Below are 23,735 nucleotides of genomic sequence, written 5' to 3' on the forward strand. Positions count from 1 at the left end.
AACGGCGTTCGCTATCACCAGCTTCATCGCGGGTGGCGGGAGTTCGGATAAGTGCTGGAATAACGGCGGCAGGTCCGACGATACCTACAATTGCTAGTCGGCAACCGCTTCCTTGAGCTGCGGCTTCAAGCCAGCGTCATCGAGGCCGAAGCCTCCTTCAATAGCCCAGCGCCAATAGGGTAGCGTCAGAAACGGGATCATCTTTGAAGCCCTGTCGACATCGGCCGGCGCCAAGTCCGGGTTGGTCGTCGGATCGCGGTCGGTCACGGCGGTAAGCGACTTTAGCGGGATGCCCAGCAGTTGCGCCGCATCGGTCCCGAGCTGGAATGATGGGCCAAGCAAGGCGCCGAAGGCGTCTCGATTTGCATAGCGTGATGCCGGCGCTTGCTGTGCTCTGTCCGGGAACGCCGCCGCACTCAATGCGTAGATGCCGGGACCGCCAAGCTTTTCCCAAGTGTTGTTCACCTCAAACGCGAGCTGGAAAACGCCGGATTTGTCGAGGCCTTCTGCCATCCATCGGCCGGGGTTGTCGTTCAGGTCCCGGTTGGATTCGACTTGCTTCACATAGAAGGCGAGCATTCCCAGCGTAGACATGCCCACCATGCCAGTAATGAACGAGCCAGGCCCCTCCTGGAGGCCGCGCATCAGCACCCTTTGATTGGAGGCCAGGGCGAAGCTCTTGAACTGGAGCAGCGCACGCCCGGTCGGGGTATGAGCGAACAACGGAACATCGGCCACGGACTTGGTGACGATGATGGAATCCACGTCTTTGTTCACCGCGGCGGCGAATGCACGGCGCGCGCCTTCATCAGTCCAGTTCGCAATTCCCGGAATGTGGACGTTGCCGTCGACATCGCCGAACTCGGCAAACTGCTTTGAAATCCTTTCGGCCATGTGAGCGTCGATGCCGAGGAAGCCCATATATTTCAGTTCGGCATGGCCGAGCTGTTCGTAGTCCACCGCGGCATTCTTCAGCAGCCGGTTTTGCACAAGCACCGAGGCGATGGACTTGTGCATGTCGTTCCACCAGGGCAGCAGCGTCATCTTGGAAAAGACGTTCGCGGCATTGTCCATGAAGCGTTCGAACGGCGAATGGCTGGCATACGGGTCCGCCAGTTCGGCCATCGTGGCAAGGCGCCCCTGCAATGACCGTTCCGTCACGGCACCCAGCAGCTTGGCATCCTCCACCGCCAGCTTGACAGCCTTTAGGTTGGACACCAGCGGCCCAATGCCCTCGCTCATATAGCGGCCCATGCCGTGAACCATCGGCGGCCGGGCAGCATCGGAGAGCGACGACACCACAACACCGCCAAGGGACCGCATGAAGTTGAAAATCCCGGCCATGCGCAGCACCCGAGCGTAGTTCGTGTGTTGGGCATCGACCTTGTATTGGCCGCGCAGCAAATCGCGCACGCTGCCAATGTCTTCAATGTCGCTCTTCTCGCTACGGGCCAGTTCCAGAAGTGCCTTTTCGCGCGCCTTCGGCTCGAAATCACCAGCATTGACCGCTTCGCGCAGGGTCAGATAATCCGCCCTCACCCGGTCTAGCTGGCTCTGCAACGTCGGCTTGCCGGCGCCACCGAGGCGCTTATCCAGATTGGTCAGCTCGACATCAGCCGCCATGACGCGAGCATAGCGCCGGCCGATCAGTTCAATGTCGTGCTCGAGGAATTCTTCGATCAGATGGTCGGGAATGTTAAACGTGCGTTCCTTCAAGGGTCCGCGCGCAGCCACCGTCATGTCATAGGACGGCATGCCCTGATTTGCCCGGCCGGTAAGCTGGGAGAAAATGTCATCCACGATCCCTTTGACATAATCGGCTCGGTCTTCCGGCGACACGAAGTCAGGGATTTCCTGTTTCACCTTCGGCATCATCGGTTCGAGCTTGTCAGCCTTCACCTTGAGCCCGTCGATGTTGGCGCGCAGCCGCTCCAGATCGATCGACTTGGCGTTAAGTTCGGCCAGGATTTCATCGTTGGCGCCGCCTTCGGCATCCAGGCGCTTCAGTGCTTCGACGCGCTTGGAAAGCGAGCGCTCCTTCAGCTTCGATTTGAATAGGTCACGCCGTGTCTTGCCGTAATCGACCACCAGCGCCACGCGTGGCGACGAATTGGCAAGATCCTGCACGGCATCAAGTTCGGCTTCCAGCTTCTCCAGTTCTTCGCCAACGGTCTTTGCTTCGGCGGCGGTGATTTTGCTTTCGTTGACGATGGCGTCGGTTGTGCGGTCGAAGTCTTCAATCTCCTGCTCGAAACGGGAGATGCGCGTGTCGATGCCGGCCGTGTTCTTTTCGGCGCCGGTCACGCGTGCGATGAAGTCGCGGACATCCTTCACCGAGGCATTGGGAGCCAGCCCTACGCGGTCCAGCCATTCGCTGGCCACTTGGTCTAGATTATCGAGCGCCGCTGCTGTGGCCTCTTCCTCTGCCGTGCGCAGCGGGTTTCCGCCAAGTTCAGAGCGGATCGATTCCATAACTGCCACCGGGTCGACGTAGCCGCTACCATCGGCGGGCAGATTGGCGAAAATCTCATCTTCCGACTGGACGAAGTTGTCGACATCGCCAATCCCGCCTTTCTTGATGAAAAGGCCAGGATGCGACTTTGGCGTCACGTCCAAGGCCCGCAACTCTCGATCGAGCTTCGAGCCAACGCGCACACCGCCCTTGTTCTTGATCAGCGCCAGGACGGGCGAGCGTTCGGCAAACGACTGCTTCTTGCCAGCCGATCGAGCAGCAGCCCGCGCCTGTTTCACCGTGTCGACCATCACGGCATTTTCATCGGTGCCGCGCAGCATCTTCACCAGGTCGGCCGGAGCACGCTCTTTGAGCACGTCTTGCCGGGTCTGTTGCAGTTGTCCGAGCTCGGCTTGCTTGCGTTGCCGAATGCCCTGCCGACCAGCCAGACGGCTTTCGATGTTTTCGAGACGTTCCGAGACTTGGCCGAATGCCTCGCGCCGCTTTTCAGCATCGACAATCCGATTGCCCACGCGGATTTCATCGGCCTTGAACTCCAGTTGCGCGAGCTGGTCATCGATCCACGGCTTGACGATCTGCTTGAACCGCGCTTCGCCGGCATTGAGGCGTGGCGCATTCCAAAGGCGCGTGAGATAGGACGTTGCCGTCTTTACGTTGACATCTGCCGGCAGCAGGCCCGCGGCGATTGCTTCATCCTTCAGCGGATCGAAGAGTGTCTTGCGCCACGATTGCGCCGCCGCAGACACCGCGTTGTTTTCGCCGACATCACCGCGGCGCATCGCCTTGCTGACAGCCGTCCGAAACTCTTCAGGCGTCATGTCAAAGCCGGGCGTTTGCCGTGCCTTGGCATAGGTGCCGCGCATATCTTCCAGGGCTTTGGTCAAGGCGCCCCGGTCCCAATACTTGACGGCGCTTTCGACGGCGAGACTGCCTTCGCCGCGCACGTTCCTTTCGAGGTAGTAGCCAGTTTCTGCCGAGCCGGCCATTATCTCACGATGCACCGCTGACGGGCTATGAGCTGCCCGCAGAATCGGGTTGAAGCCCGCTTGCAGCGCGCCCACGGTCTTGGCGCCCGAGGCGATACCGTAGTCACCGAGGACGGGCCGATCGACAGCAGCAGCGCCTATGCCTTCGGCGTGCGCTGCCACTTGTTCCGGCGTTGGAACGTGGTCCTGCAATGCGCGTTCGACCGAGGCAAACGCGGCTTTCCGTTCCGCATGGGAGAACAGCGCCCCAGCACCGGCCCCAAGCAGCCCACCGAGGACTGCACCGGCACCAACTGCCATTGCGCTTTCGCCCAACGGTCGCGTTTGTTGTGTGGACTGGAGCGCGATTTCGGAAACACCAGCGCCGAGAGCACCCGCGGCAGCCGTTCGGAGTGCCGATTTGACCACCGTGGCGCCAACCGTCGCTTCGCGGATAAGAGCGCCGCCGGGAATCAGACTAGGCACATCGAGCCCGCCGGCCAGCGCAGAAGTAGCCGTCCCCCACCAGCCAGCGGAATCGACCGTGCGCCGGTCTTCGGTTTCCATGTCGATTTGCGCCTTCATGGCCTCGAAACCGGGACGATTGAAGACGTTCGCGAACCGATCCCAATTCTTCTCGTATGGTGTCCCCTTGATCTGGTCCCACATCACATCGCCGCTGAAGCCATCTTCGCGCGTTGCGAGGTCGACCCCGGCCAGCTTGTTCGAACCCATCGAGACGATGGTGTTGTCCTGCCTGAAGCTCGCGGCAAGCAGCGTAGCAACGTCAGGAGCGACTTCGGCTTCTTCCGCCGCCGGCTTGTAACTGACAGCCCCGAACGTACCGAGCGAAGGCCGATCTTCGGGGTACTGAAGGATAGGCATCAGAAATTGCCTCCCGGTCCGCGACGGAACGCCTTGCCAGCATTTGGATCACCGCCACCGCGCGGATTCTGTGGTTGCTGCGCTTCCGGCGGCGCGGCGGGCGCTTCATCTTCAGCACCCTTCGCGCGCACCAGATCGGATTGAAGACGGCCGGCGCCGATGGTCGCTTCCGAGCCCAGCGCTTTGATGAAATCCTGCGTGTTCGGGTCTGCGTTGATCGCCTTGGCCTTCGCCGCGGCAGCACGGTCGATATCGTTGGCCGCTTCATTGAGATTATGGCGGGTCAGGAAGCGCTTCTTCGCGTCTTCCCCGCTCTTGGCCACACCAACATTGAGCGTCTTTGCATCGATGCCCCAGGCGCCGGCAAACACCTCATCGAACTTCTTTTGGCCGTCTTCGGTGTACTGGTAGAACAGCCGGTAGCGTGGCGGACGCTTCATTTCGATATCGGCGCGCGTCGTCGCGGTCGGAATGATGGCGATGTTGTCGACCTTGCGCCCATCGTGCAGCCCGGCCACGTAGCTTTCCGCCGTCTTCATGGCATCGTCGCGCAGATAGTCATATTTGCCGTCGATCGGCGGATAATGGAGCTCAGGCGGCAGGCGCATCAGGTTCGGCGAACCGGAGATGTTCGAGACGTTCCAGCGGGTTTTCAGTTCAGCCAGGGCTTGCGCCTTCGCCGCGCCAGTGTCGCCGCCGGTATCGTAGAATTTTTCCTCCGCGATTTCCTTGTACTCGGCAAGGAGCGCGTTGGTCTGAATGGGCATGATGCCGGCGCCAGGCTCAGACACGAAGACGCTCGGGTCAAAGGCGTTGGTGACATCGGCAACCGTCAGCGTCTTGGTGAACTTGTCCAGACCAGGCTTCAGAACGTCGCGGTTCACCTTTTGCGCCGGATCATCCATGGCGAGAATGCGCTGCGACGCCTCTTCGCCAGACATGCCCCGATCATTCACGAAATGGCGGAAAGCTGCGAGTTTGTCTCGGATATCGGCAGCACCTTCGACCGCACCGAACGACACTGGCGCGACGGTCTGAAGCGCATCGGCTTGCGACATGGCTGCGGCGAAGACGGCAGGGTCTTTCGATGCCGCGCCCTGCCTGACCTGAGCCTGTAGCGTGTCGGGAATATAACCTGTTGCCTTGACGAAGCCTTCCGTGACAATCGGCTGCTGCTCTTCAGGCGTCACCTTCAGCATCTGGTCATAGGCCTTGTTGGCCGTCGACTTCTGGTCGCTGTCAAAGCTGTTGATCGAGGCGGCAGGGCTGCCAGCCAGGATGGCCGACACCAGTTCGCCGACGCCGCCGTCTTCCTTCCGCTTCGAGCGGAAGGCCTTCAACTGCTTGGTAACGTCGCCATCATCGAGAACCGGATCGCTCAGGATCTGCTCTTCACTGACAATCTTGCCGGTTTCGATGTTGAGGCCCATCGCGTCGTCATAAGCCTTGTATTGGGCCTGCTGTTGAATGCGGGTCGCGGTCGCCTCAGTCTGAATGTCCTTCTGCGTCGACTTGGCGATTGCGTCGCGAGAAACATAGTCCATGTCGGCAAAGCGTGGATCGACCTTGAAGCCGGCGCCACCTCTCTGACCAAGCGGAACAGCCTTGCCTGCCATATGCGCGGCAATGGCATCACGCGCCCAGGTCGGAACGCTGTCCGAATGATGCGAAGCGCCCCACGCACGACGGGAACCGATATCGAGATGCAACGAATTGGCATAGACGCCGATACCCGTAAAGCCGAGGGACGAAGCGGTCTGGATAAGTCGGACGCGGTCTTCGTTCGATAGCTTGCTGACATCGAGGTCGAGCGCGTTGCCGTGCATGTGTTCTGAATGCTGCGCGCCGCCGGCCTTCGCGTTGCGTTCCGGATCACGGAAGCCTGAGACGATCGGCACCGAGGCGCCAAATGCGTTCTGCACCTTCTTGAAGCGATCCATGACCACGCTGTTGACGCCAGCAACGTCAGCACTGCCAACCCGGCCGGGTTGGTTGCCGATGATGACCGGCTGGTCTTCGCCGCCGTACTGTTTTGCTTGCGCGTTGTGGAGGTCTTTGGCGTATGCGGTCGCATCATCGGCATTGTCGAACTTGCCCAGATGCTTGCCGGTTTGGCGGTAGAGCTTGATCGCGTCTTGATCGCTCAGGACCTTGCCGTCTTCGGAAACGGTCGGGATCAGAACTTCTTTGCCGTCCTCTTCGAACGAGATCGAGCGCACTGTGGAAATCGTGCCATCTGCATTCTGGACCACGGGCCGCGCGTTCAGATCGATGTTGCCCGGTTCCTGAAGGCCACGAGGCGCAGACTGCGCAGCGCTGTCCCCGCCCTTAACTCCTGCTAGAACCTTCTTGTAGTAGTCGGCCGATTCCTGCGGGATCACAGCATCGTTGCGACCACTGGCAATCCACTTGTCGGCCCGGCCGGCCCCGCCATTGTAGGCGATGAGCGCGGCTTCCGTGTCGCCGTCGTAGCGAGCCAGCATCTTGTTGAAATAGTAGGTTCCGTACTGCTCAGAAACTTTCGGGTCTTTCAGATATTCGGCCTGTGCCGCCGGGTCTTTCGGGAAGTTCGGGTCCTGCAGTTCCGCTGCAATCTCGACAGCAGTATCGGGCATAACCTGAAGAAGGCCAACGGCGCCTGCACCAGAAACTGCGCTCGGATCGCCGCCGCTTTCAACGCCCTTCATCGCGTTGATGATGTCGTCCTGCCCCGGAGCTTCGCCAAGAGCCCGCAACCTGTCGGCCGGCTTCATGCCGTTCAGCGCGGCCATCTGTGCCTTGGCTTTCCAGCCGCGGCGAAGCGCATCCTTTTCGATCGGGTTTACGTCTTCATCGGGGATGGCGTCGATAAAGTTGTTGCCCTCGAAGACAGCGTCATCGAATTTCGACGGATCGCTGTAGAGCCGGCTTTCGATGGCCGTCAGGCCTTCGTCTACGTTGGTTTTGTAATAAGCCTTGCGCTGCTTTCGCTCGAAGTCGCCAGCGCCGCCCTCCCCGTTGATGAGCGATTCTTCCGTGCTGAACAGCTTCGCATCATAGACCGGCTTCAATTGTGCCGGAACAGTCGTCATGAACTGCTTCGCGGCTTCCTTGTAGGCGCCCTGATACTGCTCCTTGAACCCGAAGGCGCCCGGTTCGGCCTTGTCGCCGGCAGCGGTGAGAGCCTGCGCCTGCGCCGACCGGAACTGCTGGTAGCGGCTTTCCGTCTCGAAGAGCTTGGTCTTGTCGACCGTTTCGCGGGCCTGCGTTTCCCTGATCTTCAGGTTGGACGCGAGAGATTGCATCCCGCCGCCGAGCTGCGCCACGCCGCGGCCAATAGCCGACGTGTCGAAGCTTGCAATCGGCCGACCGGCGCGACCGCTGACAGGGTTGCTCAGGTCTTCAGCGCCAGGCAGACGGAGAGCCATCAGTAATAGACCCCCGAAGAGGGCGCGGCATAAGGATCTTGGTTCCAATCTTTCGCAAACGACCCAACGCCATCCATCAGCGTGCCGGCGGCGCCGAAGTAGGAGCCGGTTTGAGCCGCCCTGCCCTCCATGCGAGCGGCGGCAGCTTGAGCCCGCCTACCCTTCGCGCGTTCTTCGCCTCCATAAAGGATCATGCCTTTGTTCACCTCGCCTTGCGTGATGACATCGCCGGCCAAAGACTGGACCGTTTCATCAAGCGCACCGAGGCTAGAGCCACCAGCCACGGCCTGTTGACGCGAAAGGACGAAATTCTTCTCCTTCGTCGCGCGTTCGGCTTCACGTTGGGACGCTGCCTTCTCTTCCTTGGCCTGCTGTTCCAACTGCTCAGCCTGAAAATCGCCAGCGCTTTTCGCAGAAGCACCAGCCGCGAGGGTGCCGGCGGCAGAAGCAGCGGTTCCCGCAAGGGCAAGGATGGTGGTTAGTCCGAAGTCTGCCATGTCCACACGTCCCCATCGTCAGGCTTGAAACCGAGTCGCGAGAGCCATTTTGCCGAAGTCTTTTCGTCGGGATCACAGAGCGCGATAATGCGTTTGTGGCGCGTCTTGGCATCGTTCAGCAGCGCAAGAGCCGTCCGATGGATGGCGTGGCGGTAAGGCCTTGCCTCATCCTTCAGCGAGCAGAATGCAATCACATTGCCACCCGAGAACCAGAACCCGGCGACAGCCGCCAGCTTGCCATCAACTATGCCAGCGATGCCGCGAACCGTTGGCCCGCTGCCCTTGTCGCCGTACCACTCCAGGAGGTGTTCCCGCGTGAGCGGAACGACTTCGTGAGCCATCAAACTTTGTCGTTTGTCTCGACCGTGACAACGGCGGCGTTCAGCACGCAAGGCTTCGGCGCCGTTGCCCGGATGCACAGGCGGCTATCGGGCTTCCATTCGCCAGGGAACGCCGTTGCCACCTCTTCGTAGTCGGTGAAGATTTCGTCGTCAGTCACTGGCCGCCCCTGATAAAGGCGCGGCAGTCTGTCCATGTTGGTGAAATCACGGCCGACTTCGATGCCGTCATTGTGGACCAGGCCCATAATCAGGCCGACATAGTTGACCCGCTTGATTTGGCTGAGAGCCGTGCCCGCAGATGCGGCATAAGCCAGCTTGGTCGACTTGTAGAGCGCGGTATAGGGCAGGCCCACCATGACATCAGCGGCCGTCACAGGCGCGCTCAGCGTGATTGAGCCGCCGGACACCGTGTAGACGCCTAGATACGCCCCAGCGCCCCAGGCGACGACGCTTAGGCCTTCCAGATGCGATAGGCCGGTCACGGTCGTGCCGGTCACAGCCGAGATGATGATGAAGCTGTCAGCCTGCTTGTTCATCGTGCCGCCCAGGCATTCTGATTCCATGGCCATCTTTTCCAGATAGCGAACGGTCGACCCGTTCACAGTGCGCCGGACGCGATAGAACACCTGGTCTTCATCTTCGCCGGGAAGGACAGACACACCCTCGACAAAGCCACTGCCGCCCATCGAAAAGCGCGACCAGCAAGTGACATCTTCCGAGGGCTCATAGGTAAGCAGGACAACCGTCCCATCATCGAGCCACACGTGGTCGCGAGTGTCGGGCTGGCGTTGAGTGGCCATCCCTACGACTTTGGCCGAGCCCGTCAGGTCGGGGCAAAGCAGCGTCAGGTCTCTTGGGGAATATTCGTAGGTGTCCGGGCTGAACACAAGTTCGAACAGGCGCTTGCCGGATCGCTGGGCAAAGATACCGCGACCATCAATTTTGACGGCAGTCACCCCTTGTCGAGAGCCCTGCGTCGACGGCGTGCCGGCCTGCGCGTTCTGCGGCGTCAAAGGCTCATCGAACGATGTCGACTTGATCGAGAACTCAGCTCCAGGCGTGCCGATGATCGGCCGGCTGAGAGAGAGCATGAAGTTGATCGTGTCGACGGGACCGGAACCGAGCGTCCGGTTGATCGGGCCAGAATCGCCTTCGGTGGTCGGGTCAAAATTCTCGTAGTCGTCAGACACCGAGAAGATAAAGCGCGATTTGCCCGACCATCCAAGCCGGCCCTTGTCGAAAGCTACAGCGCCGGGCCAGCCCTGCTTGTCGGACCAGATACCCTCCTGCCAATCCTCTGTGTAGGCAGTCGTGCCGAACCGGTCGAGGACTTCAACATCAACTTGGGTTGACGATGTAAATCCGGTGACCCGGCAGACGCCATACGATCCACCGCCGTCGTAGGAAATGGCGACCGTAGCCGTGCCAGAGGTGTAGTCACCATCGGCGAAGCCGATTTTGTACCAGACGATGGCATTGTCGTCGCCATCAGCATTTCGAACGTCCGCAACGTTGCCGGTGATGTCGGTAGCGCCAGAATCTGCTCGGCTTCTGCGAAAAGTCTTGTAGCCCGTTTCCTCGCCGTCGAACGAGCGCTGCCAATTCAATGTGCCTACCCACGTTCCGGTGACGGTATAGAACCAATCTCGGTCGGTGTAGTCGTCACTCACAACACCGGTGACACGGAATGGATCGCTATAGGCACCATTTGCCCCAAGCTTGAAGGTCTGCTCGACGCTCTCGTTGAACAGTCTGAAAATCGCCCCGACATGCGTCGGTTTGAAGAACGGCTTATCGGAAGTCAGCGTCGTGTTGCCATTGGTCGACGCGACCTTCAGCTTTACCTTGGCCGAACGCGCTGCAAAGAACGGCCCTGAGTCGGGCTGATACAAGGCTAGCGACCAACTAGTGCCCGTTCCGCGCCGTTCAATCCGGCGCTGCTGGTAACCATCGCAAGCGAGGAACAGAACGTCGGCCGATTGGTCCCACCGGACATAAGGCAGATCGGCCGCCGCATAAGGGATATCCAATTCCATTGTACCGGCCGAAGCCACCTGGCAAGACGCAACAATCTTGTCGATGTCGAGATCCGATTGAAACTGCACCCAGAAGTCGCCAGTCGGCGTGAAGGCCAAGCTATGAGCGCCCGTGCGCAACGTGGTCTCGGCAATGTACTCGTCACCACCCGAGGTGGAGCCGCAGCGGAAGGTTACAGGACCACGCGTCACACTGATGTTGAGCGCGTGTTCCTTGCTCAGGTCACCGCCGGCAACCGCAATTTGGCGCCTGCAGAGGGCTAGGCCGCCGACATTGACCGCGTTCAGCACCAGACCAGAGCCGCCGAAGGCGAGCGTGCCGCCGTTGGTCGACCCCTCAGTCCAACTTGCAGAGGTTGCGAACGCGCTGTTGCTGATGGTCGTGGCGACCGCAACCCGAGAGATCAGAACGTCATCGATGCGAACTCGCATCTTGCCGTCCGCGAACTCAATCTGTGCCGTGTCGTCGGTGGCGGCAACGAAGGGAATGTCGATTGCAAAAGCATTGTTGCGGCTGGACCCGAGATAGCCGAAGCCAGGGCGAAGGAACATTGAGCCGGCCGTTTTGGGCAGCCAGTTTTCCATCACTTCCGCAGACAGGCGGATGCGATCGACATCAACGCGCGTGAGCGCAGAGCTGGAAACCAGCCCCCGGTTGAAGGCCAGCAGAGGCGCGTTGGTTTTGGCCATCAGCGGAGCCCGAAAGGCCTACCGCGAGAGGACGAACCACGGCTTTGCACGAGCCGACCCGGTGGCGGGTATCGGGTTACCGCCTCGTTCATGGCATCGGTGTTCGATGCCTTGTATTTGGCTTTGTCTTTCGCCTTTTCGAGCCGGTCTTTCCGGTCGGCCGAGCCGGTGATTTCCTCGCACGTTGCCCAGGCTAGGCACGTCTCGACATAATCGACGAAGGTCTGCGGCCACAGGCCGAGATCCATTCCGTAATCTTCGTCGTTTGAAACGTAGCGGAAATATATGATCGACTGATTGGCAAAGATGAAGCTAGTTCGGTCGTCATAGTCCAGTAGCGGGCACTTGCCAAAGCCGTCAGTCGTCACACCAGCCGTGCGCAACCAGTCGTCGGGTTTGTCGAACACGTATTGATAGCCGAAGTTGCTGGCCTCGCTTGGCGTGGCTTCAAGCTGAACGAAGCGCATCCCGAAATTCCAAAACGCCGCCTCCAGACACCCCTTTACCGTTTTTACATACTCGGCATCGAGCGCACGGCGCGCTTTCCCCTCGTCCGTGAGGGCAGCAAGGCGCGGCTGACCAAGCTTGATCAGGGCGCCATTATAGAGGGAAAGCTGATCCATCATGGATTAAGCCGCCTTCAGGTTTTCCGCGATCCATGCGACGCCCGCTTCCTTGGAATCGAGCATTTCAGCCAGGACAGTCTTGTCCTTCGTGCGGATGACGCGCCAGCCGCCGTTCGGGCCGCCCCAGCGCACTTCATGTTCCGAAGGCTTGGCGATCGACGCTTCATTGGTGAGCGCCACCGGGCCGACGATGTAGGCCACGCGAGCGCCACCAGCGGCGCCCTTGCCTACTTCGAGGACCATGACTTCACCGAACCACTGCCGATCGAATCCGACTACTTCAATCCGATCATCGGCGCGGAGTTGCGGGCCGACATGGACCCAGAAGCCAGGGTCAAGAAGGTCTTCCGCCTTCGTGCCGGCATAGAGGGCGATGCGGTGAACGTTGCGCTTGCTTTCGGCCAGCAGGAGACCGTTGACGTTCAGAGGCATGCGAGATTCTCCGTTTTTTTGAGGGTAGGATGATCGATCAGCCTGTTACCGAGAGGTCATCGATTTCGATGAATGTGGCTAGAACTGCACTCAGCGTCCCAACGTTGAGGTATGTCGTTGTCGTGGTTGCCGTGAACGGATACGAGAACTGGCCCACGGCGACAGCGCTGTAGGAGCCAAGCGTATTGCCGTTCGGAGCCGTTCCGACAAACACGCGCGGGGTGTTCGAACCCTTGGCAATCACGTTGCCGCTTAGACGATAGGTCTTGCCGGGAACCGTCGTGACGATGCGATATGCATAGGACGTTGCTGCCGCGCCATTCTCGACGCGCATCCGGCTTGGTGCTGAAGCGAGCGAGATGAGCGGCGTTGTCCCGCCACCGGTCCACGCGGCCTGCAATGCCGTTGAATCAGCATAGGCCGAGAAATCATCGGCAAATATGATTGCGCGACTGCGGAGGAGCGCGCGGCCGAGCGGCGTCATAAACATCAGGTGCGCCCCTGGAAGCCCTTGAAGCGCGGGGTGAATACCGTGCTGTTAGCGCTCGGGGTGAAGGCAGTGAGCGTCTGAAGCTGATAGAACAGCGTCTTGGCGCCGGTCACAGGATTGGCGATGCGAACCGAACCCTCGTCGGGGACGAGCACGCCGCGCGATCCATCCGAGAAGGCGCGCATCGTGCCTGAGAACGACCCGACCCAGCCGTTGCGCTTATTGGAGTACGCCGCATTGTCGCCGCCAACGACACCGCTGCTCGCGGTTGGGTCAGCATTGAAGATATGGCAGCGGATAATGGCACCAGCCGCGCCAGGACCGGTGTCGGTCGTGTCGAGATTGATTTCGGTCAGGTCGACCGGATCGTCGTTGGTATCCGACACGGTGACGGAAACCGCAGTCACGCTGCCGGCGGTCGCATTGTCGGATATGCTGTCGTTGATGGAATAGGGTGTCGCATTAGCGGGACGGGTGATCGCGGATGCCGCGACGTTAAAATGCCGCCAGTTGACCTTGCCGATTTCATTCAGGCCGGCCGGAAGAGCCGTGCCCGCAGCCGCGCCCGTAATCAGCGGATGCGTGGCGTCAATCGGATTGCCCGATGCATCAACCAGCATGACAGGCGAAGCTAGAGATGCGGCCGGGTCACCAACCACAAGAGGAAGTCCGGCCATGGCCGCATCCTTTCGATGAAAGAGGAAACAGGCGGGAAGCCGAAGCCGCCCGCCCTTGGCGCTTAGTCGGTGTCGGTCGTGCCGACTGCCAGGCCGTCAGTCAGATCCACGCCCGAAGACGAGGCCGAGTTGACGGTGTGGATGGTCGTGGCGTTCGAGCTGTCCGTGTCGGTGACAAAGACAATGTCGTTCACCCGCATGCCGAGCTGCCAGCCGTTCGTGAAGTAGCCGGAGACGCGGACCAGAGTGGCCGCGTCGACGGATTCATACTTCCAGATACGGAAGCCAGCGATGCCCTGAGTGATCAGGACCGGAGGGTTGGTGGTTGCGTAAGCCATGGTTTCAGCCCTCCTTACGAGCCGACGATGGCAGAGCCATCATGGTTGATGACGACCACGCCGCTGTTCTGCAGCAGCTTGGAACCCATGAAAGCCGAGGCGCGAGCCCAGGAGTAACCCTGCTCTTCGTCATAGCCGACAAGGGATTCGAGGTTTTCGGTATCGGCCGCGTGGCCGATAGCGGACTTGTGGTAAAGGAACGCTTTTTCGGCGTTCGTGCCGACGCCCGGAAGGGTCGGATGCACCAGCCAGTTGACGCCCGCCCAGCGCATGACGCGCTTGATCGGGCCGCCGGCAAGCGGCTGTACGTCGACATAGTCGCGAGACGTAAACGTCGCATCGCGCATGAAGTACGTCAGCATTGCGGGAGTGATGAGCCCCCACATATTTTCGATTTCCTGAATTGGCACGGATGCCAAGCCGAGGATGCCGATAGCCTTGGTGACCAGGGTCAGGGAGCCGGTAGCAGCGGCGCCGGTGTCGACGGTGCCGGTTGCCAGCTCAGTGATGATGTCCGCGTCAACCTTGCGGTTCATCACCTTGAGCGAGGTATCCTGCATGATGCGCTTCTGATCGCCCTGGGAGGCGAAGATGTTGAAGTCGGTCTTGCGGACCAGATCGTGCCATTCAACGAGAGTGGCGGTGTTCTGGGTCAGGTTGTCGCCGCGGGCCGTGATCAGGCCGTTGACGCCGCGCGTCCGAGCTTCCGCGCCGCCGCTATCGGCCACGAGGAAGATTGCTTCATTGCCCTTGCGCACAAACTCGGTCGTAACCGACATGCGCAGCGGGCTTTCCCCGGCTTCGAAGCCGGCGATGTACTCTTGGCGATACTGTTTCTGGAATGCCGTGTCGGCCATGGTCCAGATTCCTTCTATCGAGGGATCGGGAGCCGTAGGCAGGTTGTCCGCAGGCCAGGGTCGCGGGTTGTCCGGGTTAGCCGGAGCCGCTAGACCGCCCTTCGGCGCTGATTTTGGCTGGTTTGGGTAGAGCCGCTATGGACGGAGCCGCGTGGCGGGTTGGCCGTCTTCAGGCGGGATATCAGGCCTTGAGCTTGTCGCGGGCCGTGATCAGTTTGCGGTAGCGGTCTTGCGCTGCCGTGTCTTTGTGCCATGCGGCGCGGTCGGTCTTCATCCGCTTTTCCATCGTGGCGATTTCTGCAAGGAGCCCTTCCGCCGACGAGCCGCCGGCCGGCACAATCGTTGCCATCGGATTCTCAGCAACCGCCTTCGCGGCGAAGAACCTGAGCGCGTCAGGGTGATTGCCGATTTTCCGACCGTCAGCCATTCGGCCGCCCATCAGATTGTCGAAGAGCTCGGGGCTGACGCTTTCGAAATAGGGCCGCATCGCTGCGAAGTTGCCGGCATAGTCGCCGCCCCATTCCTTCTTGAGGTCAGCTTCAGCCTGTTTCTTGAAGTCCTGGTCCTGTGTCGCTTGCTGGAACTGTTGTTCCTCCTGCAAAGCGTAGTATTCGTCCACCATTTCGGCCATGTCGGCCGGCGCTATGCCCTTCTTGATGGCTCGCTCAGCAAATGCCGCCACGACCGGCTTGTCATCGTCGCCGATCGCCCGCTTGTCGGGCAGCACAATGGCCTTGACGAAATCATCGACTGCTTCAGGAATATTGTTCGACTTGCGATACTCTGCCCACTCTTCGGCGGTGGCCTTCTCACTCGGCTTTCCCTTCGGCTTCAGCCCTTCGGATATCTTTCGCTGGGCTTCCTCCTGTGCAGTGAGCAGCGCTTCCGGCGAGGCGAACCGTGCGAGGCGTTCAAGGCGCTTGGCATCTCCCTTCGCCAGCTTGTCGCGCCAGTCTTTGCCCCAAGGCCCTTCCTCTTCGGGGGCCGGTTTGGCAGCTTCAGCGGGCGGCGCCACAGCGGCAGGCGCAGGAGAGGCAGCAGGAGCGGCTTTCGCCGGTTCGGCAGTCACAGCAGCGGGAGCAGGCTTACCCGCTTCAGCAGCACCCGGAGCGGGGTTTTCGGCCGGAGCCGCGCCCGCAAGAGTGTCATCCGACATCAGTTGTTCCTTTCGGTTTCGTCAGCAAATGAATCGGCGTGTTGACCAGCTTCAGGATCTGGTTTCCGACGTTTCGCCGGCCAGTCAGGTGGTGACCCACATCAGGTTGACCCGGCACAAACATCTCTTCGTAGGTCATCGCCGCCTTGTGGACGATCCAGGCGATTGCCCGCTTCTGTTGCCCAGCGGAGGCATTGTCCGCGGCAACGGCTTTGATCGCCTCGACATCCAGGTCTTCATATGCGGCCGGCGCCATTGGCCCGGCACGAGAAGCGCTGTTGCGCGGTGAATGCTGTGTCATGCGGCTTGCTGTAGAGCCTTGATCATCGGAGCGGCGCGGCCCGCCATCTCAGCGGCCCCGCCCATCGTCTCGGCGACCTTGGCCGCCTGCGTTTCAGCCGCCATTTGTTCGGCAGCAGCCTTCAGCATCTTGTCGTCGTTCAACCACTCTTCCGGCCAGCCAGTACGGCGCAGGAGGTCCTTTGCAATCGCCATGGCGTTCGGCAGCTTGGCAACCATCGGATCGAGCGCAGCGGCTTCCTTGACCACGCCCAAGCCTTCAATGAGCTTCTGTTGCATGCCCTCGTCTTCAAGGTCCTTGATCGGGCTCTTGAAAGAAAACTCGACACCAGAGCCGCGTAGCGAATCGGGGATCTCGTTTGCGGGGAAAGCACCGAGCGAGCGCATGACCTTGAACGTTTCGGAGCAGAGCGGTTCCGAATATTCCACCTCGACCGGCTCGAACATCGGAATGTGAGCCCGCATCTGCTGTTCGACCACTTTTCTGATTTGGTAGGCAGTCATTCCAGACGTGTCGGGAATCTGCACCTTGTCGGTCATCATGCCCATGCGGATCGTCATATCGATACGGTCGGACATGTTCTGCCCGGCGGGCAGGCCGGAATAGTCCATAGGCAAGGGCCGCAGAGCTTCGCCGAGGCGTTCATCGTATTCGCGATCAAGCCAGGTAACGCCACCAGCGCCCAGACCGATATCGGAACGGATCACATCCATCGTGGCAACCATCGGCGGGTCGATCGCCTTTTCGCCGGCTTCGAGCAGAATGCGCTCAATCGCCTGCTGCGTCCGGCTGTCCGGCAGGATGATCGAAGTGAACACAGAACGGGCATATTGCGAGCCCGAGACGGTAGGGCCGCGGGGAATGACATAGCCCCGATAAGTGCGGCTTATGTTCTCCAACACTTCGCCTTCGCAGTCGGGCAGCACCCAAAGCGAAATGAACTCGTGTTCGGCCCGAACCTTGATGCCGGTATCGTAGGACGCGGCCGGCACCACCACGTGACGGGCAGAGATTTTCTTGTAGGGGTCTTTCTCAGCGTCCTTCGTCAGCGCTTCAGGCACCCTGCCCGGGAATAGCTGAATAAGCTGGGTAATCGTGGGCTTGCAATTGCGGTGCACGTCAGACACCGATCCGGCGTAGTCTTCCGACCACACCACATCGCGCAGATGCCAGTTGCGATAGAATAGGTTGCGACGGTCGGTCGTCGGCGTAACTTCAACGACCGCCTGCCCAAACGTCAGGTGATCATGGTCCCCCGCCTCAGTCGCGCGAGTGAAGCCGGCGCCGTTGCGGTACATGACGGCGCGCTGCATTGCCGTGGCATATTCCAGCCAGGAGCGAGCATCAGGAACTTTGTTGCGGGCATCATCGAGCGACTTCACTTCGAAGAAGTCGGCCGGCCGCAGCATGGTCCTGTAAAGGTCCGCCATGTCGCGGCGGTAGATCGCCGCCCGAGACGAGAACGAGCCCGCCGCATAGTCAGGGCCGATATTCAGCGGCCCAGTGAAATCGGCGCGGTCGTAATAGAAATGCTCCGCCAGCTCCTGCCAATGCGACAGCAGCGGCGTCTTTTCGCTGAAAAGCCGGTTGCCGTTGTCGACTATGGTTTGAACCGCGGCGGAGGTCTGCATGTGGCTTTACGCCCCAAGCTTTCCGACAGAGCCGGTGAGGTTGTCCGACATGATGGTCGAATCCCGACCGCCTCGAGCCCGCATTTCGGCCATCTGCTTGCGCTTCTCTGCCAGGACAGCCGGGTCTTGCGCATCCGGCATGCGCGTTGCTGCCTCCACTTTCGGAGCTTTGGGTTTGAAAAGGCCAGCCATTGGGTTTCTCCTTCAGAACAACAGGGACAGCGCTGCTAGCGCGATGGTGAGCCATGAGGCGATTGCAACGACGGTGCGCGCAATCACCATGTTGAAGCTGCCAAGAACTTCGTTGGCAGTGCGCATCTCATCGGCGATGAAGGCCAGCGCCGCCGTTAGGGCAGCCAAGAGCCACGCCGCAGGTTGATTGGTATGCAGGCCCGCCGCCGCGATGATCAGCAGCAGCACCGCGCCAGAGGTGTTCTGGTTCATCTTAGTTGTTCAGCTCGTATGCCAATGCTGCGGCATCGAGTGCCCGACCGTTGAGCCCGTAGATCAGCGATATGACCCCTGCCCTACGTTCAGAGCGCAGCAGGCCGAAGCGGCTTTCGCCGAACGCCTTCGCAGCCAGGGCGAGCGACTGTTCAGCCTGCTTTTCCGTGATGATGCCGCGAGGTGCGCCCTTCGCCGGTTTCGGTACCTTGATCGAGTCTTCAAACGTCATCGCCTGCCTACCTTCTGTTTTGCATAGCCGACCTTGACTTGCGGCAGTCGGCCGCCAAGTGCCGCGTCAGTGAGCTTGCGGATTGCCAGCTTGGTGCCTTCCGACCAACTCATGATGACCGCATCGCCGCGGTCGGGAGAGCGGCCGAGCCGAACCTTGATTGCGGCTTTCTCTTCGATTTGAACCTTTGCCGTTCCAACTGGCTTCCAGCGGATTGCGAGCAGATCGGCCAGCAGCAGAGGGTCCGGAGGCAAAGCTACCGGCGATCCGCCCTCTTGCGACGGGTCCAGAGCTTCACGGAACCACCAATGCGCTTCAGCCCGCTTGTTGAAGAACGACCATTGCCCATCGGCTGACTTGCCGGTCGACGTGTGCGAGGCGTTGTAGCCAGAGACAGCGACCCCGTTATCCTTCAGGAAGGTGACGGCACCACCGCCATACCCGCCGCCAACATCTACAATCACGCCGGCACCATCGCGACGAACACCGAAGACCATAGCGCCGATGCTTGGCCCGTCCGGTGTCTCTTTGCCCGGCTTCACCACAAGCGGCGCAAACCACGTCCCATAGCGAGGCGCTATCGTGGAATCGTCGGCACCGCCTTGAGCCACGTCGACAGCCAACGCCGTCATCTTCAGGCCCTTGAAGCCGTCTGGCACCCACCGCGCTTGAGCAGCCTTGACCCATTCGCCGGGCAATAGCTGCCATTCGTCATCAGCCCGGCCGGCTTGGAAATCGCCGTACAGCAGTTGCGAGCGGAGCGGTTCAGGCAGGCTTTGCAGCTTCGCCCGGTAGTCTGTGTCCCTCAGGTACGGATTGTCATCGAGGCTTGCCGGGATGAACGTCCGCGACATCGCTTCGTAGTCTTCGCCGCCGCGCTCGTAGACGCCAGGACCGTCGACCCATTCGGTGATGCCGCCGACCACAATGGCCCAGCGCAGTTCACCAGGCATCGCCCGGTTGGGATAGTTGGGATCGAGCCACGGCGCGAACTCTTCAATCAGCCACAGCCCGTCACCACCACGCGGCGGGTTGGAACCGAGGATGACGCGACAGCGCTGCCCTTCCTTTGTCGATCGAAGCCAGCCGATCAGCGAGAACACTTGCTCCCGAAGGAACTCGCCTGCCTCGTCAAAGGCCAGATAGTCCCGAGCATTACCAGCATATTTGCGCCAGTCGTCAGGCTGCTTCAGGCCCGCGAACTTGAGCCGGCCGCCTGCCTTGAGGCGCCAAACGTTTTCGTTGCCCCCGATGAACTCGCCATGTCCGGCCAGGATCTCGCGCGAGAACTCAATCAGACCGTCTAGCTGTGTCGCTTCACGCCGCAGGATCAGGCTGGAGAAATGGTTGTTGGCCGCGGCGCCGACTTCCAGCGCCGACTTGCCGCCGCCGGCCTGTCCACCGTAGAGCAGGATATCGGCGAGGCTTTCGAGTGCTGCCGTTTGCGGTCCAGGGTTCGGCAGGAAGGGCTTGTCTAGTTCAGCCCCTACTTGCTCGACCAGTTCAGCCCGGTCTTCAGGTGAAAGCTTGGCAATGATGGCTTCGAGCGACCGAAGATCAATTGCGGCTTCCATCGGCCTCTTTCATGCCCTTAGCCAGGATCAGCGCAACAGCCTTGGCCAGCTTGCGCGGCGAGTGGTCGGGCATCAGGTCTTTGCCGTCCTTCCCTGTCAGTTCCGCCTTGTCGACGAGCAGACCGTGCAGCTTGGCCTTGCCGAGCGTGGCAGAGACGGCAGCAGAGGCGCCTTTGGGCTCAGCCATCGCCTTGGCGCGGGCGAGCTCCAGCTCATCAGTGAGCGTGCCGACCGACACCATAAGCAGTTCGCGCGCTTCGGCCTGGAGCTCCTTGACCCTTGCTGCAACCTTGCTATCGGCCAGTAGGCGTGAGGCGTTCGACCAAACAGTCTCAGGTTTCGTGTCGGCGCCGACATCGTAGGCCAGGCGGTAGGCCTTGGAGCCATTGCCCGTCTCTACATACGCGGCGGCGAACGCTTCCTGATTTGCGGTGAGCCCGTCAGCCATCAGGCTTGCTCATCTGCGGGTTGGGCAGTCTGCATTTCAGCCTCTGCCTTCCGTTTGGCGATGGACACCGCCAGCGCGATTTGCCGGCGGACTTCTTCCTGTGCTGCCCGCTGGTCGGAGGGCGAGAGCTTGGAGCGGCGCTTGTCTAGAAAGCTCGTCATGTTGCCCCCGTCCGGTAATGGTGATTTGCTATCTCCGTTCGAGGGAGGACTAGCTTATGACCGAAGAAGAAATGGAGGCCGTGCTGAAGGACAGGGCCGTGCCAGCGAGAATCATGGGCGTTTTGGACACCAAAACCCAGACCGAAGCTGCCTTGGTACCTCGCAGTCTTGGTGAAGCAGTCCTATTCGTGGCGCTGGGGCACGTAGATGGATATGACGTGAGAACGGCGGCTGTCTTATACGGCGACCACTATGCCCAGAGCCTCAATGCTAAGGACTGTTCGGCGCTTTGGGCAAAGTACAGCAAGACACTGCTCGACTGAAACGTTGCGTAACGGCCGCGTAACGTTACGGCTCACGTGACGGTTGACGGGTCACGTGACCAACGTTTGCAAACAGCAGCTAACGTTTATGGATACGGCTTCCCCGCCACGCGGGGGACGATCCCCGCATTGTCCCGGCGAAAACTCTTAGGCCTCGCGCAGACGAACATTTCGCCCATGTGTGGGATAAACATCCCAAATCGTTGGCGCAATCTAGCCCGTTCGTCCCAACATTTCAATGGGAACCTTCGTCTTCACTTCGCGGCCCAAGATATTGAGCATCATGGTGATGTCTTTCTCGCCGACGCCATGGACCGCGCCCTTGAGGCCGATCAGAGCGCCTTCTGCCACCTTGACCGTTTCGCCGGCCGTGACGTTGTGGCGGTGCACTCGCAGTTCATCGAACTCGCCGGCATCTTGAGCGGCGCGAATGGTCTGGACGGTAGCGTCATCAATCATGATCGGATCGCCAGCGCCGCCTGCCAGTTGGGTGCGCAGGACTGCCTCGACCGCCGGGCAGTTCAAAACCCGGTGCCAGTGCACGGAGCCGAGAACGAACAGATACCCCTTGAGCAGCGGATAATAGCGCGTGATCCAGCGGTTTTGCCGATTATGCTTATATTCTCTCCTGTACTGCGGCAGAAATACCGTGAGGCCAAGCGCAAGGATCTCTTCGCCGGCCTTCAAATCCGAGGATGGCCGAGTCTGGACGATGAACCAGCGCGGCAGATCGACATGCTTGCTCATAGGCGGAAGTCTCTCAGTTCATCGAGCACGTCGAAGCGAGCGCTTCGCGGCTTGATCTTGATGGTTGGATTGGTTTCCAGGCGCCGTTCGCGGTCGAGCCGGTCTTGTTTCTCGCCGTCGGTTTCGAATCGGCGGACTGGCACGCCCTTTTGCTTGATGGCCGCCAGGACGATTGCCAGCTTGTCGTCGTCCAGGTTCGACTTGAACGGCAGGCGCCGCCCGTTTTCGATCAGGTCGACCGCCCAGCCCCATGCGCCCATGTAGTATTCGATCGCATGGTTCGGCCGCCGATACTTAAAGGGCTTGTTGCCACCAGTTCGTGCTAGCCGTTCGGCATTGGTGACGCCAAGCAGCTTTTCCGCCATCCGTTGCTCTTTTTCGCCGAGGCCAGAGAGTGCAGTCGGCGGCTGGTAGCCCGCCAGCAGCTTTTCAGCCATGATCTGCAACTGCTTTTCCGAGAATTCGTCATCGTCGTCTAAAGGCGCCGTCATGGTGACTGCTCCTTCAAAGCCAGATAGTCGGCCGGATCAATCTTCCTGACAGGCGACGCCGGTCCGAACGTGCCGAGCTGCCATTCCCGATGCTGGCGATTGCCGTGCGGATCGAATTTTGCGGCGGCGATGTCACGAACCCAGCGAGGAGCCTTCGCCGCGGCTTTGGCTTGCTTGCGCTCACGCTTGGTCTTCTTCTTCGGAGGGGTCGGCGCCGGCCCGATCGACAGGATCTTGTTTGAAATCCAGTCCGCCCGCTTTTCTGCCGGCGATATCGGCGAACCGTCCATCCGATCAGACGTGCGCCATGCCTCTGCATTGGTCGGGAATGGACCAGCCAACACCTTGTCGCCGTCGACCACGACGAAGCCGTCTTCCGTCTCAATGACCGTCATGCCTGCCTCCGATTAGTTTGCAGGGCGACCACGTCACCGGGATTATTGGGCAGGGCGAGCGTTCGCTCCCGCCACATGCGCCGAGCGATATAGGGAAGAGCGCTGATCACAACGGCGGTCGGCGCCGCCGAGGTTTCGGGATTTTCGATAACATCAAGCTGGTGCGGTTCGCGGTTCATGCGACTGCCTCCAGATGATTTTCGATGTCCGCCGGCGTCAGATTTCCGCTCATCAGCTTGTTGCGGAAATAGTTGATAAGGCCCGGCCGGTTTTCCTTGCCCTCGAACAGCGACACCAAGAGGGAGACCGCTTCGTCTTCCGTTTCTGGAACCGGGAATGGAAATTCGCGACCCAAATCAGAAAAGACCTCGGGTATAGGGTTAGACCTCCCTTCAGAGCTAAAATCTCCAAGGTATGCTCTAAGATAATTGGGGTCAGAAATTGGTACCCTGTCGTCCCAAATTTTGGCACCCTCTAGCGCTTGAGGGGTAACAGTTTTTGGTACCCTTCCAGCTTTCCGGTCCGCATTACGTCTCCTTTCGTTCTCTTTCCGGATCGTGTCATCCTCACGAAGCTTTTCGCGGGCTTCGCGTATGTGCATTTGAACAGCATCCCGGCGGGGATTCTCAATGCGGTACAACCGGCAACCGTCTGCGGTCTGGCCCACGTCGACCCAGTACATGAGTTCGATCATCAACCGACGAATGTTGCCGACCGTGGTCTTCGAGCGAATGCCCGCCTCAGCCATCATCGAAATGTTCGATAAATAGGCGACCGTAGGCTTAAGCGTCCTCTCATCCACCGTGACATAGCGAGCCATCGCAACGATGGCTCGTACGGCGGCATCTGTTAGTTTTGGGTCGGCCGCGGCTGTTTCGTATAGCTCAAACTTGAAGGCGGCGAGTTCGCGCGTCGCCTTCGCATAGAGGGTTTCCGGCTTTCCATTCCGGAACTCGATTACTTCTCCCTCATCGGGAACATGCTCTGGCGGGTAGTCGCGCCCCTGAGCTTTGGACGTAGAGCGGAGCAAGGCCATCATTGCGCCCTCGCCCGGATCAGGGCCGCTTGCCGACAGGCCTCGACAGCATCCTTGAGCGGTAAGGCGAACCTCTCCTGCA

The 23,735-nt window shown here is 60.3% G+C and carries 26 protein-coding genes; 1 reads left to right on the top strand and 25 read right to left on the bottom strand.

The annotated features are described in order from the left end of the window. Positions 1-93 precede the first annotated feature (93 nt). The 20 genes from AC0L2Y_RS09020 to AC0L2Y_RS09115 form a co-directional block, all read right to left on the bottom strand. Complete coding sequence (locus tag AC0L2Y_RS09020; protein WP_473555475.1) at positions 94-4,323, bottom strand: hypothetical protein; 4,230 nt, start codon at positions 4,321-4,323, stop codon at positions 94-96. Next, on the bottom strand, positions 4,323-7,730 hold the full coding sequence (locus AC0L2Y_RS09025) for a transglycosylase SLT domain-containing protein (protein WP_473555478.1): 3,408 nt from the start codon (positions 7,728-7,730) through the stop codon (positions 4,323-4,325). Before AC0L2Y_RS09025 ends, AC0L2Y_RS09020 begins: the two co-directional genes overlap by 1 nt. Next, positions 7,730-8,227, bottom strand: coding sequence for a hypothetical protein (locus AC0L2Y_RS09030; RefSeq protein ID WP_473555479.1), 498 nt, complete (start codon positions 8,225-8,227; stop codon positions 7,730-7,732). Before AC0L2Y_RS09030 ends, AC0L2Y_RS09025 begins: the two co-directional genes overlap by 1 nt. Continuing rightward, the gene (locus tag AC0L2Y_RS09035; RefSeq protein ID WP_473555482.1) at positions 8,209-8,568 is read right to left on the bottom strand and encodes a hypothetical protein; all 360 of its coding nucleotides are present in this window, start codon (positions 8,566-8,568) and stop codon (positions 8,209-8,211) included. Before AC0L2Y_RS09035 ends, AC0L2Y_RS09030 begins: the two co-directional genes overlap by 19 nt. Then, positions 8,568-11,294, bottom strand: a complete 2,727-nt coding sequence (locus AC0L2Y_RS09040) for a phage tail protein (RefSeq protein ID WP_473555484.1) — start codon at positions 11,292-11,294, stop codon at positions 8,568-8,570. The genes AC0L2Y_RS09035 and AC0L2Y_RS09040 overlap by 1 nt, the downstream gene beginning before the upstream one ends. Beyond that, on the bottom strand, positions 11,294-11,920 hold the full coding sequence (locus AC0L2Y_RS09045) for a phage connector family protein (protein WP_473555486.1): 627 nt from the start codon (positions 11,918-11,920) through the stop codon (positions 11,294-11,296). Before AC0L2Y_RS09045 ends, AC0L2Y_RS09040 begins: the two co-directional genes overlap by 1 nt. 3 nt (positions 11,921-11,923) lie before the next feature. Then, positions 11,924-12,352 carry a hypothetical protein gene (locus AC0L2Y_RS09050; RefSeq protein ID WP_473555488.1) on the bottom strand — a complete coding sequence of 143 codons (429 nt, stop codon included), beginning with the start codon at positions 12,350-12,352 and terminating at the stop codon, positions 11,924-11,926. A gap of 37 nt (positions 12,353-12,389) precedes the next feature. Continuing rightward, positions 12,390-12,842 (bottom strand): hypothetical protein, encoded by a 453-nt coding sequence (locus AC0L2Y_RS09055; RefSeq protein ID WP_473555491.1) that lies wholly within the window; start codon positions 12,840-12,842, stop codon positions 12,390-12,392. After that, positions 12,842-13,519 (bottom strand): hypothetical protein, encoded by a 678-nt coding sequence (locus AC0L2Y_RS09060; RefSeq protein ID WP_473555493.1) that lies wholly within the window; start codon positions 13,517-13,519, stop codon positions 12,842-12,844. The genes AC0L2Y_RS09055 and AC0L2Y_RS09060 overlap by 1 nt, the downstream gene beginning before the upstream one ends. A 62-nt stretch (positions 13,520-13,581) precedes the next feature. Beyond that, on the bottom strand, positions 13,582-13,857 hold the full coding sequence (locus AC0L2Y_RS09065) for a hypothetical protein (protein ID WP_473555495.1): 276 nt from the start codon (positions 13,855-13,857) through the stop codon (positions 13,582-13,584). Positions 13,858-13,871: 14 nt separating this feature from the next. Beyond that, the gene (locus AC0L2Y_RS09070; protein ID WP_473555497.1) at positions 13,872-14,714 is read right to left on the bottom strand and encodes a phage capsid protein; all 843 of its coding nucleotides are present in this window, start codon (positions 14,712-14,714) and stop codon (positions 13,872-13,874) included. 181 nt (positions 14,715-14,895) lie between these two features. Next, positions 14,896-15,870: a hypothetical protein gene (locus tag AC0L2Y_RS09075; protein WP_473555499.1), complete on the bottom strand. Its 975-nt coding sequence runs from the start codon at positions 15,868-15,870 to the stop codon at positions 14,896-14,898. Continuing rightward, complete coding sequence (locus AC0L2Y_RS09080; RefSeq protein WP_473555500.1) at positions 15,860-16,171, bottom strand: hypothetical protein; 312 nt, start codon at positions 16,169-16,171, stop codon at positions 15,860-15,862. Before AC0L2Y_RS09080 ends, AC0L2Y_RS09075 begins: the two co-directional genes overlap by 11 nt. Further along, positions 16,168-17,802: a portal protein gene (locus tag AC0L2Y_RS09085; protein WP_473555503.1), complete on the bottom strand. Its 1,635-nt coding sequence runs from the start codon at positions 17,800-17,802 to the stop codon at positions 16,168-16,170. Before AC0L2Y_RS09085 ends, AC0L2Y_RS09080 begins: the two co-directional genes overlap by 4 nt. A 6-nt stretch (positions 17,803-17,808) precedes the next feature. Next, positions 17,809-17,994 carry a hypothetical protein gene (locus AC0L2Y_RS09090; protein WP_473555506.1) on the bottom strand — a complete coding sequence of 62 codons (186 nt, stop codon included), beginning with the start codon at positions 17,992-17,994 and terminating at the stop codon, positions 17,809-17,811. Positions 17,995-18,006: 12 nt separating this feature from the next. Next, entirely contained in the window at positions 18,007-18,246 is a 240-nt protein-coding gene (locus AC0L2Y_RS09095; protein WP_473555508.1) for a hypothetical protein, read from the bottom strand. Position 18,247: 1 nt separating this feature from the next. Next, complete coding sequence (locus tag AC0L2Y_RS09100) at positions 18,248-18,478, bottom strand: hypothetical protein (protein ID WP_473555511.1); 231 nt, start codon at positions 18,476-18,478, stop codon at positions 18,248-18,250. After that, positions 18,475-20,052 carry a terminase gene (locus tag AC0L2Y_RS09105; protein WP_473555513.1) on the bottom strand — a complete coding sequence of 526 codons (1,578 nt, stop codon included), beginning with the start codon at positions 20,050-20,052 and terminating at the stop codon, positions 18,475-18,477. The genes AC0L2Y_RS09100 and AC0L2Y_RS09105 overlap by 4 nt, the downstream gene beginning before the upstream one ends. Further along, positions 20,036-20,500: a terminase small subunit gene (locus AC0L2Y_RS09110; protein ID WP_473555516.1), complete on the bottom strand. Its 465-nt coding sequence runs from the start codon at positions 20,498-20,500 to the stop codon at positions 20,036-20,038. Before AC0L2Y_RS09110 ends, AC0L2Y_RS09105 begins: the two co-directional genes overlap by 17 nt. Then, on the bottom strand, positions 20,500-20,661 hold the full coding sequence (locus AC0L2Y_RS09115; protein ID WP_473555518.1) for a hypothetical protein: 162 nt from the start codon (positions 20,659-20,661) through the stop codon (positions 20,500-20,502). The genes AC0L2Y_RS09110 and AC0L2Y_RS09115 overlap by 1 nt, the downstream gene beginning before the upstream one ends. A 56-nt stretch (positions 20,662-20,717) precedes the next feature. Here AC0L2Y_RS09115 and AC0L2Y_RS09120 point away from each other — a divergent pair, with 56 nt between their 5' ends. Next, a complete protein-coding gene (locus AC0L2Y_RS09120; protein WP_473555521.1) occupies positions 20,718-20,984 on the top strand; it encodes a hypothetical protein in 267 nt (88 codons plus the stop codon). Positions 20,985-21,197: 213 nt separating this feature from the next. Here the strand turns inward: AC0L2Y_RS09120 and nusG are convergent, their stop codons facing one another. Genes nusG through AC0L2Y_RS09145 form a run of 5 tightly spaced genes read right to left on the bottom strand, consistent with a single transcriptional unit; the run spans position 21,198 to position 23,656 of the window. After that, entirely contained in the window at positions 21,198-21,731 is a 534-nt protein-coding gene (gene nusG / locus AC0L2Y_RS09125; protein WP_473555523.1) for a transcription termination/antitermination protein NusG, read from the bottom strand. Continuing rightward, positions 21,728-22,168, bottom strand: a complete 441-nt coding sequence (locus AC0L2Y_RS09130; protein ID WP_473555526.1) for a hypothetical protein — start codon at positions 22,166-22,168, stop codon at positions 21,728-21,730. Before AC0L2Y_RS09130 ends, nusG begins: the two co-directional genes overlap by 4 nt. A 50-nt stretch (positions 22,169-22,218) precedes the next feature. After that, the gene (locus AC0L2Y_RS09135; RefSeq protein ID WP_473555528.1) at positions 22,219-22,617 is read right to left on the bottom strand and encodes a hypothetical protein; all 399 of its coding nucleotides are present in this window, start codon (positions 22,615-22,617) and stop codon (positions 22,219-22,221) included. After that, positions 22,614-22,796 carry a hypothetical protein gene (locus AC0L2Y_RS09140; RefSeq protein WP_473555530.1) on the bottom strand — a complete coding sequence of 61 codons (183 nt, stop codon included), beginning with the start codon at positions 22,794-22,796 and terminating at the stop codon, positions 22,614-22,616. Before AC0L2Y_RS09140 ends, AC0L2Y_RS09135 begins: the two co-directional genes overlap by 4 nt. Then, positions 22,793-23,656, bottom strand: coding sequence for a hypothetical protein (locus AC0L2Y_RS09145; RefSeq protein WP_473555533.1), 864 nt, complete (start codon positions 23,654-23,656; stop codon positions 22,793-22,795). The genes AC0L2Y_RS09140 and AC0L2Y_RS09145 overlap by 4 nt, the downstream gene beginning before the upstream one ends. Positions 23,657-23,735: the final 79 nt, after the last annotated feature.

The organism is Mesorhizobium sp. WSM4830 (assembly GCF_055811495.1).